We start from the raw sequence: 12,343 nt of genomic DNA, 5'->3' as shown, positions 1-12,343 counted from the left end.
CCATGAACACCCCGGAACACTCCCAGCTCGGCAAGGCCTCGGCCTATGCCGACCTGTACGACGCGTCGCTGCTGTTTCCCATCCCGCGCGCGGACAAGCGCGCCGAGATCGGCATCGACGGCAACGCCCCCTTCTTCGGCGCGGACCTGTGGACGGCGTTCGAGCTGTCCTGGCTCAACCTGCGCGGCAAGCCGCAGGTGGCCATCGCCCACATCACCGTTCCCTGCGAGACGCCCCACATCGTCGAGAGCAAGTCGTTCAAGCTGTACCTGAACAGCTTCAACAACACCCGCTTTGCCAGCGAGGCCGAAGTGCGTGCGCGCATCCGCGCCGACGTGAGCGAGGTCGTGTGGCGCGGCGCCGAGCATCCCGGCACCGTGGGCGTGACGCTGCTGCTGCCCGAGGCCTTCGACCGCGAGCCCATCCACGAGCTGGACGGCCTGCTGCTGGACCGCCTGGACGTGGAATGCACGCGCTACCAGCCCGCACCCGAGCTGCTGGCCGCCCACCATGACGAGGCCCCGGTGACCGAGACGCTGGTGAGCCACCTGCTCAAGAGCAACTGCCTGGTGACCGGCCAGCCCGACTGGGGCAGCGTGCAGATCACCTACAGCGGCGCGCAGATCGACCAGGCCGGCCTGTTGCAGTACCTGGTGAGCTTTCGCAACCACAACGAATTCCACGAGCAGTGCGTGGAGCGCATCTTCATGGACATCTGGACGCGCTGCCGCCCCATCAAGCTGGCCGTGTACGCGCGCTACACACGCCGCGGCGGTCTGGACATCAACCCCCTGCGCACCAGTCACCCGCAGCAGCTGCCGCGCAACGTGCGCACCGCGCGGCAATAAAGCGGCCCTGGCAGGGCAGCAGCGCGCCCGTAGCAGCGCACGGCCCGGCACCGCCACGGCCCCCTGCAGCCGGTGGCCGCGCGTGCCTTTTCACCGAAAGCGCCACGCGCTGGACGGCCCGTCAGCCCAGGCGGAATACATCCACGCTGCGGCCCAACGAGGTCACGCCTGCGCGCAGCGCCTGGGCCGCGGCGGCCGACTCCTCCACCAACGCGGCGTTCTGCTGCGTCACGCTGTCGAGCTGGACGATGGCCTCGTTCACCTGGCCGATGCCTTCGGACTGCTCGCGCGTGGCGGTCGTGATCTCCTGCACCTGGGTGCTCACGCGCCGCACCGCATCCACCATCTCCTCGATGGTGCGGCCCGCCTGCGCCATGCGCCGGTTGCCATCGGCGATGCCGTCCACCGTCTGGCCGATCAGGCCGCTGATCTCCTTGGCGGCGGTGGCACTGCGCTGCGCCAGCGCGCGCACCTCGCCCGCCACCACGGCAAAGCCGCGGCCCTGCTCGCCCGCACGCGCGGCCTCCACCGCGGCGTTGAGTGCCAGCAGGTTGGTCTGGAAGGCAATGCTCTCGATCACGCCGATGATCTCGCCCATGCGCGCCGACGAGCGGCGGATGTGCTCCATGGACTGCGCCACCTCGGCGATGGCGGCGCCGCCGCGGCTGGCCACGGCCATATTGCGCTCGCTCTCGCTCGCCATCTGCGCCGCCGCATCCGCCGTGTGGGCCACGGTGCTGGCCAGTTCCTCCATGGCGGCTGCAGTCTGCTGCAGGCTGCCGGCCTGCGCTTCGGTGCGCGCCGACAGTTCGCGTCCGCCCAGCGCCACCTGCGTGGCGGCGGAAGAAAAGCCCTGCACTTCGTTGCGCACATCGCCCACCACGGCGCGCAGGTTGATCTGGATCTGCACCAGACGGCGCATGAGCGCGCCCAGCGACGCCGAATAGTCGGTGCGCGCCGTGGTGGCCAGGTTGCAGCCCGCGATGTCGCCGGCAAACCGCTCGGCCTCCTCCAGCGCGGTCGAGAAGTGGCGGTGAAAGTAGTTCAGCATGACGCCCGCGCCCAGCCCCAGCGCGGCAGCCCGCCACGCCACGGCCGCCCAGCCCGCAAGGCCCAGCACGTCGGGCAACAGTACGGCGAAGGACAGCACCGCCAACGTAAGGGCCATGCGTGCCGTAAGGCCCAGGCGTACCAGGCGCTCCACCCAGCCGCGTGGGCCGGCGCGCAGCAGTTCGCCCTCGCGCAGCACCAGCGTGATGCGGCCGGACTGGGCCTCGGCGCGCATGCGCGCATACAGAGCGTCGGCCGCGGCCACCTCGTCGGCCGATGGCTTCACCCGCACCGACATGTAGCCCACGGGCTTGCCGCGTTCCAGCACCGGCACCACGTTGGCGCGCACCCAGTAGTGGTCGCCGTTCTTGCGGCGGTTCTTGACCAGCCCCGTCCAGGGCTTGCCGCGGCCGATGGTGGACCACAGGTCCTTGAAGGCCGCCGGGGGCATGTCGGGATGGCGGACGAGGTTGTGCGGCTGGCCCATGAGTTCTTCATGGGAATAGCCGCTCACCCGCGCAAACGCGGGATTGCAGTGGGTGATTTCACCCCGGGTATTGGTGAGAGACACCAGCAACTCATCGGCGGGATAGTCATACCCGCGGCCCGTGACCGGGACGTTCACACGCATGCAGAACCTCTGAAAGGACGAACGGCCCCTATGCGGGGCCGTCAGGAATGTGAGTAAACGAGTGTAACTTTTATGAATTACCCCCTAGATTTACGTCAAGCAAATTCGCACCAACATGGTGCGACATCCCGCCCCGATCAGAACAACGGCGCGCTTTCGCCCCAACCCGCCGCCTGCTGGGCAACGGCTGCCTGGGGCAGCAGGTTGCCCACGCGCACGCCCAGCAGGCGCAGGCGCTTGGTCAAGGGCACGCGTTTGAGGCACAGGCCCGCCACGCGGCGGATGGTGGCCGCGTCCTGGGTGAAGTCCGCCACCGTCTGGTCGCGGGTGGCGATCTTGAAGTCGTCGTAGCGCAGTTTGATGCCGATGGTGCGGCCGGCGTAGCCCTTGCGCTGCAGGTCCCCCGCCACCTGCTCGCACAGTGCGGTGAAGATGCGGCCCAGTTCGGCGCGGTCGTACACCGCGTGCAGGTCGCGCTCAAAAGTGGTTTCGCGGCTCATGGAGACGGGCTCGCTCTCGGTCACCACCGCGCGCTCGTCGCGCCCCCAGGCGGCGTCGTGCAGCCAGGCACCGTAGGAACGCCCGAACTGCTGCATCAGCCACGGCAGCGGCCGCTGGGCCAGTTCGCCAATGGTGCGGATGCCGTGGGCGAGCAGCCTGGCCTCGGCCTTGGGGCCCACGCCGTTGATCTTGCGGCAGTCCAGCGGCCAGATCAGGTCTTGCAGGTCGCCTGGCTGCACGATGGAGATGCCATTGGGCTTGTTGAACTCGCTCGCCATCTTGGCGATGAGCTTGTTGGGCGCCACGCCGATCGAGCAGGTCAGCCCCGTGGCGTCGAAGATGCTCTTTTGGATCAGCCGCGCCAGCACCCGCCCGCCATCGCGCTGGCCGCCCGCTACTCGCGTGAAGTCGATGTACACCTCGTCCACGCCGCGGTCTTCCATGACGGGCGCGATGGAGAGGATCACTTCCTTGAAAAGCCTGGAGTAGCGGCGGTAGGCAGCAAAGTCCACCGGCAGCAGCACGGCCTGCGGACACAGGCGCGCGGCCTTCATCAACCCCATGGCGGAGCCCACGCCGAACTGGCGCGCCGCATAGGTGGCGGTGGTGATCACGCCGCGGCCTGCGTAGTCCTTCAGCAGCGGAAACGCCGCCACCGGAATATCCCCCGGCCGCCCGGCGTAGGCAGCGGCCAGCGCCTCGTCCTGCGGGCGGCGGCCGCCACCGATCACCACGGGCAGCCCCTGGAGTTGCGGGTAGCGCAGGAGTTCGACGGAGGCGTAGAACGCATCCATGTCGAGGTGGGCGATGCGGCGATCAGAGGCAGTAGCGGTCACGGCGCCAATTGTCGCGCGCTGCGCGAGTCGTGCCGCCTAGGAAACTGGCGCGCCCCCCGGCTTGGGCCACAGCGCAAGGGCCGCCCCGCCGCACTGGTGGCGTCCCCCTGCCCGCATTGCGCAGCAATGCGAGAGCGGGGGGAAGGCGCGAAGCGACTCAGGGAGGTGATCCAATTTGCGAGCAGATCAGCACCAACCCCACCAGCATCAACGCCATGCCGATCTTCTCGGGCCGCGTGAAAGACTCGCTGAACAGGCGGCGCGACACCAGGTAGCTGAACGCCACCTCCACCATGCCCAGCGTGCGCACGGCGCCCGTGGTCTGCATGGCATAGGCGGTGAACCACGCCAGCGACGCGGCCGCACCCATGCTGCCCGCCACCAGCGACATGCGCCACGCCGGCCACAGCGGCGCCAGGCCCCGCTCGGTCTTGAACGCCACCCAGGCGCCCAGGCCCAGCGTCTGCAGCGTCTGCGCGATCAGCACGCCCCAGGCGCCCGACAGCCACGGCGTCTCGGCCCCCAGCGCCAGCGCCCCGCCGCGAAAACCCACCGAGGCGATCGCAAAGCTGGCGCCGCAGGCCAGGCCATAGAGGGCCGGGCGGCTCAGCCAGGCTGCAGGCGACAGCAGCTGTCCGCGCGGGGGCAGCGACAGCAGCAGCACGCCCAGCGTGGCCACCACCATCGCCAGCAGCGCGAGCGGCGTGGGCAGTTCGTGCAGGAACACGCTGGCGAACAGCGCCACCTGCAGCACCTCGGTCTTGGACAGGGTCACGGCCACGGCGAAGTTGCGCTCGGCCATGGCCAGCAGCAGGAAGGCCGTGCCCGCGATCTGGAAGAACGCGCCCAGCGCGATCCAGCCCAGGTAGGCGGCGCTGAAATGCGGCACGGCCGGCGGCTGCGCGGGCCAGGCGTACAGCAACGCCAGCCACACGCCGGCAAACGGCAGGCCGTAGAGAAAGCGCACCAGCGTGGCGGGCAGCGTGCCCAGCTCGGCGGTCAGGGAGCGCTGCGCGGTGTTGCGCACGGTCTGCGCCAGCGCGGCAAACAGCACCACGGGCACCCAGAGCCAGGGTGCAACGGCGGTCAGGGAGGAGGTCATGCGCCGCCGAGCATAGCCAGCGCCATCGCCGCGCAGCCCCTGCGATTGGCGAGGGGCGCCTCAGCCCATGGCGATGGCCATCCTGAATACTCGAAGCCAAATCGACCGACAGCGCTTATCTACCAAGCGCCAGCAGCTATTAAAAAGATAGTGCGCGTCAGCTCTGCGGCGCGGTGGGATAGGTGCCGGGCACGAGGATGGAGCGGTCCACGTTCTGGATGTTGGTGTGGCCGCAGAAGGCCATGGTCACGTCCAGCTCCTTGTGGAGGATCTGCAGCGCCTTGGTCACGCCCGCCTCGCCGAATGCGCCCAGGCCATACACCATGGCGCGGCCGATCATGGTGCCGCGCGCGCCCAGCGCCCAGGCCTTGAGCACGTCCTGGCCGCTGCGGATGCCGCCGTCCATCCACACCTCGGTCTGCGTGCCCACGGCATCCACGATGGCTGGCAGCGCGTGGATGGCGGACGGCGCGCCGTCCAGCTGGCGCCCGCCGTGGTTGCTGACCACGATGGCGTCGGCGCCGTGCTGCACGGCCAGGCGCGCGTCCTCCTCGACCATGATGCCCTTGAGGATCAGCTTGCCGCCCCACTGCTCCTTCACCCAGGCCACGTCGGCCCAGGACAGGCGCGGGTCGAACTGCTCGTTGGTCCAGGCCGCGAGCGAACTCATGTCCGACACGCCCTTCACATGCCCCACCAGGTTGCGGAAGGTGCGCCGGCGGGTGCCGGCCATGCCCAGGCACCACTGGGGCTTGGTCATGAGGTTGAGGATGTTGGCCAGCGTGGGCTTCGGCGGCGCGGTCAGGCCGTTTTTGATGTCCTTGTGGCGCTGGCCGATCACCTGCAGGTCCAGCGTGAGTACCAGGGCGCTGCACTTGGCGTCCTTGGCGCGCTGGATCATGCGGGCCATGGCATCGCGGTCACGCATCATGTACAGCTGGAACCAGAACGGCGCGCCGGTGTTCTCGGCAATGTCCTCGATGGAGCAGATGCTCATCGTGGACAGCGTGAACGGAATGCCGAACTTCTCGGCCGCGCGCGCGGCGTGGATCTCGCCGTCGGCATGCTGCATGCCTGTGAGGCCCACGGGCGCGATGCACACGGGCATCTTGGCCTGCTGCCCCACCAGCGTGGTGGCCGTGGTACGCCCTTCCATGTTCACCGCCACGCGCTGGCGCAGCTTGATGGGGTGGAAGTCGTCTTCGTTGGCGCGGTAGGTGCCCTCGGTCCAGGCGCCCGAGTCGGCGTAGTCATAGAACATGCGCGGCACGCGGCGTTCAGCGACCACGCGCAGGTCTTCGATGCAGGTGATTTTGGACAGGTCGGCCACGGCAAATCCCTCGGGCTGTGCGAGCGTGCCGCGCCTGGAGCGCCAGCGAATGGCCGGCGCCTTCCCAGTCCGGCAGGCTCTTGGTGAGTGCGTTGACGGAAAACCGTGGATCGTAGTCCCAGCCCGGCGCCGCGTGCTTGAAGGATTTGAGCGCGCTGTGAAAATTTTGCAGCGCGGGCGCGGGCGCCAGGCACCGGGCTCGCACGTGCCGCTGCGTCAGCGCCGCGCACGCACGCCCGCGCCGCGCACCTCGATCTGCACCTGGTCCAGTACCTTGCCCTGGGCGTCCACCAGCTCCACGCGGTGGCGGCCCGGCCAAGGCAGCCATGCCCACTGCGCGCCGCTGCCGGCCATCCGCCCGTCGATGCGCCAGCGCACCGCCGCGCGGCCCACACCGCCCGCCGTGAATTGCAGGCGCTGGTGCGCGGGCGGAATGTCCGGGTCCAGCGCCACCACGGTGCCCGACGCCGGCGCCAGGATGCGCGCCGCTACCGCTTCAGGATTTGCATCATTTGTGCCTGTAGCGCCCGTCTCGCTTGCGCCACTAGCTTCACTTTCGATAGCAAATAACGCTTGCTGCGTGCCGCCCATGAACCACTCCTGCCGCGCACCCTCCAGCGGCTGGCCGCCGTCGCCCGGCCCGAAGCGCACCGCCTGCCGCACCAGGCCCTGTGGCGGGCGCGGCGCGCGGCTGGGCGTGCTGCGGTGCAGCCAGCCCATGACCTCGGCCCAGATGGGCGCTGCGCCGCTGGTGCCGCTCACGTCATGCATGGCGGCGCCGCTGGCGTTGCCCACCCACACGCCCACGGTGTAGCGCTGCGACCAGCCCACGGCCCAGTTGTCGCGCATGTCCTTGCTGGTGCCGGTTTTCACCGCCGTCCAGAAGCGCGTGGCCAGCACGCTGTCGGTGCCAAAGGTGCGCACGCGCGCGTTGGCATCCGACAGGATGTCCCCCACGATGAAGGCCGCGCCGGCATCCAGCGCCGGCGTGAACGCCGGGCGCTGCGCAGGCGCATAGGCCACGGGGCTCAGGCGCCCGCCGTTGGCCAGCGCACGGTAGGCATTGGTCAGGCGCAGCAGCGGCACCTCGCTGCTGCCCAGCGCCAGGCTGTAGCCGTAGTAGCCGCCGGACTCAGTCAGCGGCAGCCCCAGGCGCCGCAGTTGCTCGAAGAAGGCGTCGGGCGTCACCATCACCAGCGTGCGTACCGCCGGCACGTTCAGCGAGGCGGCCAGCGCGGTGCGCGCGGACACCCAGCCCTTGAACTGGCGGTCGTAGTTTTGCGGGATGTACAGCCCGCCGGCGGTGGCGATGTGCGCGGGCGAATCGAGCACCAGTGAGGCGGCCGTGAGCCGCCGCTCGGCAATCGCCTGCGCGTACAGGAAGGGCTTGAGCGTGGAGCCAGGCTGGCGCAGGGCCAGCACGCCATCCACCTCGGCCGCCTGGCTCAAGGGGCCGGACGAGCCCACCCAGGCCAGCACCTCGCCCGTGGCGTTGTCCAGCACCACCAGCGCGGCGTCTTCCACGTTGCGCCCGCGCAGCTCGCGCAGGTGGCGCGTGAGCGTGTCCACGGCCATGCGCTGCAGCGGTGCGCTGAGCGTGGAGCGCACGCGCTGCGCGGCAGTGCCATCCCGCGATGCACCATCTTGCGACACGCGCTCGTGCGTGCGCCCAGCCTGGCGCAGCAGCTGGCGCGCAAAATGCGGCGCGATGCCCTCGCTGGCGTCGAACGCGCGGCGCTGCAGCGCGGCGGTGGTGAACAGGTCCAGCGCGTCGCAATCGGTACCCCGCGCGCCGCTGTGGCCCGCCAGTTGCATGTCGCGCAGCACGCCACAGGCGCGCCGGGCCACCAATGCGGGCCGCGCATTGGGCGCGCGCACCAGGGCCGCGGCCACGGCGGCCTCGCGCTCATCCAGGCCGTGCGCGGCCTTGCCGAACAGCGTGCGCGCCAGCGCGTCGATGCCCACGATCTCCCCGCGAAACGGCACCAGGTTCAGGTACGCCTCCAGGATCTGGTCCTTGCGCCAGCGGCGGTCCAGCACCTGCGCGGCCACGGCCTGCCCCAGCTTCTGCGGCACGCTGCGCCCACCGGGGCCCTGCCGCAAGAAATCGGTATCCGGGCCGTCGAGCAGCCCCGCGAGCTGCATGGTCAGCGTGCTGGCGCCGCGCGTGCGCTGGTTCCACAGGTTGCCCCAGGCGGCGGCCGACACCGCGGCCCAGTCCACGCCGCTGTGTTCGTAAAAGCGCCGGTCCTCGCTCAGCACCAGCGCCTGGCGCAGCGCGGGCGACACATCGGCCACGCCCAGCCACTGGCCGCGGCGTACGGTGGCGTCGGTACGCAGGCGCTGCAGCACCTCGCCCTCACGCGAAAGCACCAGGGTCTCGGACGAGCGGAAATCGGCGCGCACCTCATCGAACGTGGGCAGCGCCAGGCTGACCGTGCTGGCCAGCGCCAGACACGCCGCCGCGAGGGCGCGTTGCCACCTCACAGGCGCGTCACCGCGTGGCGCGCAGTGCGGCTGCATCGCACCAGCGCTGCGCCACCTGCGGCGAAGTGGTGCATACCGCGTCGTGCGTGGCGGTGGTCACGGCGCGCTCCAGCAACTGGATGTCGGCCTCGTGCTGGCGCGCCACATGCGGGTCCTCGAAGAAGATGGCGCGGTGGCAGCGCCGCTGCAGCACCCAGTCGGCAATCTGCGCGTCGCCGCCCAGCGGGCCGCTGTTGAAGCGCTGCACCCAGGGCGTATCGGCGGGCCAGCCGCGCGCCCAGGCCAGCTCGTTCAGGCGCTGGCCCGTGGTGCCCGTGGCCACGCGCTGGCGAAAGCGCGAGAGCAGCTCGAAGTTGCGCGCCGCAAAGTCCAGCATGGCGGACTTCATCGCATCGTGGGCGATCAGCGCCAGCGTCTGCGCGCCGTAGTCATGGAAGCGGTCGGCGTTGCGGTCGGCCGGCAGGCCGGCATGCATGCGCTCCATCTCCACCCAGTCGCGCGCGCTGGCCACGGTGGACAGGAACGGCTTGCCGTGGATCACGCACTGGCGCTTGAGCGCCAGCGCCTCCGGGAAGATGGACGACGGGTCCACCGGGTCGATGAGGTAGATGGCGCCGTCCAGCGTGCGGCCCGGCTCGGGCATGCCCACCACCTCGGCCACGAGCTTCATCAGCCCGCCCTCGCGCCCATAGGGGTAGCGCACCAGCGGCCGGTAGCCCTGCAGCATGCCGGCGGCGGCGATCGCATCATGGGTGCGGCCCACGGTGTGCAGGCCCAGCCGCAGTTCGCGTATGCCCGCTTCGCAGGCGCGCAGGAAGGCGAACAGCGCACCGTCTTCGGTATGGTGGTGCAAACGGTTGGCGGCTAGACCCATCAGCATGTACAAAGGCTTTCAGACGAAGAAGAGGGACAACTGCCGAGCATAGTCGCAGCCGCACACGCCACCGCTGCCGCGGCCTTACCGGCCACGCCACCAGGCGAAGAGCAGCACAGCCAGCAGCACCCACAGCATGATGATGAGCGCCGCGGCCAGCCAACTGCGCGGGCGCGCCAGCATGCGCGCGGCACGCTCGCGCGCGGCCAGCAGCACCGGCGGCGGCAGCAGGCGCAGCACCAGGGCCAGGCCCAGGGGCACGATGAGCAGGTCGTCCAGATAGCCCAGCACGGGAATGAAATCGGGTACTAGGTCAATGGGGCTCAGCGCATAGGCGGCCACGGCCAGCGCCAGCAGGCGCAGCGCCCAGGGGGTACGCGGGTCGCGCGCGGCCAGGTAGACGACGAGCACGTCGCGCTTGAGCGCGCGCGCCCATTGCTTGGCGATTTGCAGCAGTCCCATGGCGTGTTCAGGCGGGGGGATTCATCCAAAGGGCTGCATCGTACGAGCTGCCCCACGCGGAAATGGCTTGATGTACATCAAAACCCTACCGGGGTCGGGTGACGACAGTGACTGATTCCCCTTGATAACTGCCCTGCCCCATGGCCAAGAAGTTTCCGCTGAACCCCGCACATCCCGAGCGCACGTGCTGGGGCTGCGACCGCTACTGCGCCGCCGATGCCATGCAGTGCGGCAACGGATCGGAACGCAGCCAGCATCCGGCGGAGCTGTTCGGCCCCGACTGGGCCGAGTGGGAGCCGCCTTCGGCCGGCGAGGCGCCTGCACAGCAGCAGCCCGCCGCATCACAGCCGGCCTGACCGCGCGGCCACTCATTCCAGCTCCAGCAGCACGGGCTGGTGGTCTGATGCCTGCGTCACGCCATCGACCCGCACCGCATGCACCAGGCTCCTCAGCGAATCACTGACCCAGATGAAGTCACAGGCCAGCGGCTGCGGCGCATAGGTCTGGTCGAACACGCAAAACGTGGGCGGCTGCGGCGCGCCGGGGTGCAGCAGTCGCCATGCATCCCACAACGGGGGCTGGCCTGCCTGACCCGCGGTCGCGCCCTCCTCGTCCGCCAGCGCAGCGGCCAGCGCAGCGTATTCGGGCTCGTGCGCCTGCAGGTTGAAGTCGCCGCACAGCACGGCGTGGGGCGTGTGCGCCTTGGGCTGGAACGGCGAGCCGTCGGCCAGTCCCTGCGGCGGCTGCGCAGCCTGCGCACAGGCCTGCAGGTGCAGCGCACGCAGCGCCTGCGCCTGCGCCATGCGCTGGGGCTTGGAGTAGTACTCCAGGTGCGTGGTCATCACGCGCACCGGGCCCAGCGCGGGGTCCTGCACAGTGAGCACGCTGCACAGGCGCGGCATGCTGCGCACGCCGGCATCGGGCGGGTATGGCAGCGGGTGGTGCTGCAGTTGCAGCACGGGCAGGCGCGTGGCGATCAGGTTGCCAAAGCGCTGGCGGCCCGCGGCGGTCCACTCATCCACCGCCGCGCCAAAGAACACCTGCCAGCCTGCGGGCAGCGCGGCCTGCGCCTGCGCCACCTGGTCACCGGGCGCACCGGCCAAGCCGGGGTAGTTCACCGCGATCTCCTGCAGGCACAGCACATCCACGTCGCCCAGCGCCAATGCGTATTGCACGATGCGCGCGGGGTCCACGCGGCCGTCCAGGCCGCGGCACCACTGGGTGTTCCAGGTGACGAGCTGCATGGTTTACTCCTGAAAACAGAGCTGCTCGCGCTTGCTGCACGGGCGCTGGAGGCTGATTTGGTTTGAATTGCTACTTGATGCCCGCGCGCATGAAGCTTTGCACGAACTGGCGCTGAAAGAGTATGAACCCGATGAGCAGCGGCGCGGTGGACATCAGCGTGGCCGCGGTGATGAGCGACCATTCCACGCCCTGCTCCACCGACGAGAACACCTGCAGCCCCACGGTGAGCGGGCGCGATTCCACGCTGTTGGTGATGATGAGCGGCCACAGGAAGTTGTTCCAGTGAAAGCTCACCGACACCAGCGCAAAGGCGGTGTACACCGGCCGCGCCAGCGGCACGTATACGCGCCACAGGATCTGCAGGGCGCTGGCACCCTCCACGCGCGCGGCTTCATCCAGCTCCTTGGGAATGCCCATGAAGGTCTGGCGCAGCAGGAAGATGGCAAACGCCGAGGCGAAGTACGGCAGACCGATGGCCACCAGCGAGTCCACCAGGCCCAGGCGGCCCATGGTCTTGTAGTTCTCCACCAGCAGGATGTCCGGCATGACCATGAGCTGCACCAGCACCAGCGCGAAGGCCACGTTCTGGCCGCGAAAGCGATAGCGCGCGAAGGCATAGGCCGCCAGCGTGGACAGCACCAGCTGCGCGGCCAGGATCATCACCACCAGCACGGTGGTGTTGAGGAAGTAGCGCGCGAAGGGCGCGGCCTCCCAGGCGCGGCGGAAGTTCTCCAGCGTCCAGGGCGCCAGCAGGTCGAAGCGCGTGGCGTACTCCGCGGGGTGAAAGGCCGTCCACACCGCATAGGCCAGCGGCAGCAGCCACAGCAGGGCCAGCGTCCAGGCGGCCAGGGTGTCCAGCAGGGTGACCTGGTACAGCGTATTGGTTCTCATGGCGCGTCGCGCCCTCCTAAGGGATGAAACCGGCACCACCCAAGCCAGGGCCGCCGTGCAAGGGCCGCCCCGCCGCACGGGCAGCG

At 69.7% G+C, this 12,343-nt stretch carries 11 protein-coding genes; 2 read left to right on the top strand and 9 right to left on the bottom strand.

The annotated features are described in order from the left end of the window. The first annotated feature begins 2 nt into the window (after positions 1 to 2). Entirely contained in the window at positions 3 to 848 is an 846-nt protein-coding gene (gene queF / locus AC1PPL_RS04070; protein ID WP_479972708.1) for an NADPH-dependent 7-cyano-7-deazaguanine reductase QueF, read from the top strand. Positions 849 to 969: 121 nt separating this feature from the next. On the opposite strand, the gene AC1PPL_RS04065 is transcribed toward queF, so the two are convergent. From AC1PPL_RS04065 to AC1PPL_RS04035, 7 genes are all read right to left on the bottom strand, one after another. After that, positions 970 to 2,529 carry a methyl-accepting chemotaxis protein gene (locus tag AC1PPL_RS04065; RefSeq protein ID WP_479972707.1) on the bottom strand — a complete coding sequence of 520 codons (1,560 nt, stop codon included), beginning with the start codon at positions 2,527 to 2,529 and terminating at the stop codon, positions 970 to 972. A gap of 137 nt (positions 2,530 to 2,666) precedes the next feature. Beyond that, positions 2,667 to 3,824 (bottom strand): Y-family DNA polymerase, encoded by a 1,158-nt coding sequence (locus tag AC1PPL_RS04060; RefSeq protein ID WP_479972900.1) that lies wholly within the window; start codon positions 3,822 to 3,824, stop codon positions 2,667 to 2,669. Between the two features lie 199 nt (positions 3,825 to 4,023). After that, on the bottom strand, positions 4,024 to 4,968 hold the full coding sequence (locus AC1PPL_RS04055) for an EamA family transporter (protein ID WP_479972706.1): 945 nt from the start codon (positions 4,966 to 4,968) through the stop codon (positions 4,024 to 4,026). Between the two features lie 157 nt (positions 4,969 to 5,125). After that, entirely contained in the window at positions 5,126 to 6,298 is a 1,173-nt protein-coding gene (locus AC1PPL_RS04050) for an alpha-hydroxy acid oxidase (RefSeq protein ID WP_479972705.1), read from the bottom strand. 216 nt (positions 6,299 to 6,514) lie between these two features. Next, positions 6,515 to 8,821, bottom strand: a complete 2,307-nt coding sequence (gene pbpC, locus AC1PPL_RS04045; RefSeq protein ID WP_479972704.1) for a penicillin-binding protein 1C — start codon at positions 8,819 to 8,821, stop codon at positions 6,515 to 6,517. Continuing rightward, positions 8,793 to 9,665 carry a methylglyoxal synthase gene (locus AC1PPL_RS04040; RefSeq protein ID WP_015913994.1) on the bottom strand — a complete coding sequence of 291 codons (873 nt, stop codon included), beginning with the start codon at positions 9,663 to 9,665 and terminating at the stop codon, positions 8,793 to 8,795. The genes pbpC and AC1PPL_RS04040 overlap by 29 nt, the downstream gene beginning before the upstream one ends. Positions 9,666 to 9,743: 78 nt before the next feature. Beyond that, positions 9,744 to 10,121 carry a YkvA family protein gene (locus AC1PPL_RS04035; RefSeq protein ID WP_312303222.1) on the bottom strand — a complete coding sequence of 126 codons (378 nt, stop codon included), beginning with the start codon at positions 10,119 to 10,121 and terminating at the stop codon, positions 9,744 to 9,746. A gap of 140 nt (positions 10,122 to 10,261) precedes the next feature. Between AC1PPL_RS04035 and AC1PPL_RS04030 the strand changes: the two genes are divergently transcribed. Beyond that, a complete protein-coding gene (locus tag AC1PPL_RS04030) occupies positions 10,262 to 10,477 on the top strand; it encodes a DUF3079 domain-containing protein (protein ID WP_011806421.1) in 216 nt (71 codons plus the stop codon). Positions 10,478 to 10,489: 12 nt separating this feature from the next. Here the strand turns inward: AC1PPL_RS04030 and AC1PPL_RS04025 are convergent, their stop codons facing one another. Both AC1PPL_RS04025 and AC1PPL_RS04020 read right to left on the bottom strand, forming a co-directional pair. After that, entirely contained in the window at positions 10,490 to 11,365 is an 876-nt protein-coding gene (locus tag AC1PPL_RS04025; protein ID WP_479972703.1) for an endonuclease/exonuclease/phosphatase family protein, read from the bottom strand. 70 nt (positions 11,366 to 11,435) lie between these two features. Further along, a complete protein-coding gene (locus AC1PPL_RS04020) occupies positions 11,436 to 12,257 on the bottom strand; it encodes a carbohydrate ABC transporter permease (RefSeq protein WP_479972702.1) in 822 nt (273 codons plus the stop codon). Between the last annotated feature and the right edge of the window lie 86 nt (positions 12,258 to 12,343).

Source organism: Diaphorobacter sp. B2A2W2 (assembly GCF_056730635.1).
The sequence above is the reverse complement of the archived record's forward strand: the minus strand, read 5'-3'. Positions and strand labels throughout refer to the sequence as shown.

Excerpts from the sequence above, each read along its gene's own strand:
- AC1PPL_RS04065 (WP_479972707.1), bottom strand. The coding sequence starts at position 2,529 with ATGCGTGTGAACGTCCCGGTCACGGGCCGCGGGTATGACTATCCCGCC.
- AC1PPL_RS04055 (WP_479972706.1), bottom strand. The coding sequence starts at position 4,968 with ATGACCTCCTCCCTGACCGCCGTTGCACCCTGGCTCTGGGTGCCCGTG.
- AC1PPL_RS04060 (WP_479972900.1), bottom strand. The coding sequence starts at position 3,824 with ATGGATGCGTTCTACGCCTCCGTCGAACTCCTGCGCTACCCGCAACTC.
- queF (WP_479972708.1), top strand. The coding sequence starts at position 3 with ATGAACACCCCGGAACACTCCCAGCTCGGCAAGGCCTCGGCCTATGCC.
- AC1PPL_RS04025 (WP_479972703.1), bottom strand. The coding sequence starts at position 11,365 with ATGCAGCTCGTCACCTGGAACACCCAGTGGTGCCGCGGCCTGGACGGC.
- AC1PPL_RS04020 (WP_479972702.1), bottom strand. The coding sequence starts at position 12,257 with ATGAGAACCAATACGCTGTACCAGGTCACCCTGCTGGACACCCTGGCC.
- pbpC (WP_479972704.1), bottom strand. The coding sequence starts at position 8,821 with ATGCAGCCGCACTGCGCGCCACGCGGTGACGCGCCTGTGAGGTGGCAA.
- AC1PPL_RS04040 (WP_015913994.1), bottom strand. The coding sequence starts at position 9,665 with ATGCTGATGGGTCTAGCCGCCAACCGTTTGCACCACCATACCGAAGAC.
- AC1PPL_RS04035 (WP_312303222.1), bottom strand. The coding sequence starts at position 10,121 with ATGGGACTGCTGCAAATCGCCAAGCAATGGGCGCGCGCGCTCAAGCGC.
- AC1PPL_RS04030 (WP_011806421.1), top strand. The coding sequence starts at position 10,262 with ATGGCCAAGAAGTTTCCGCTGAACCCCGCACATCCCGAGCGCACGTGC.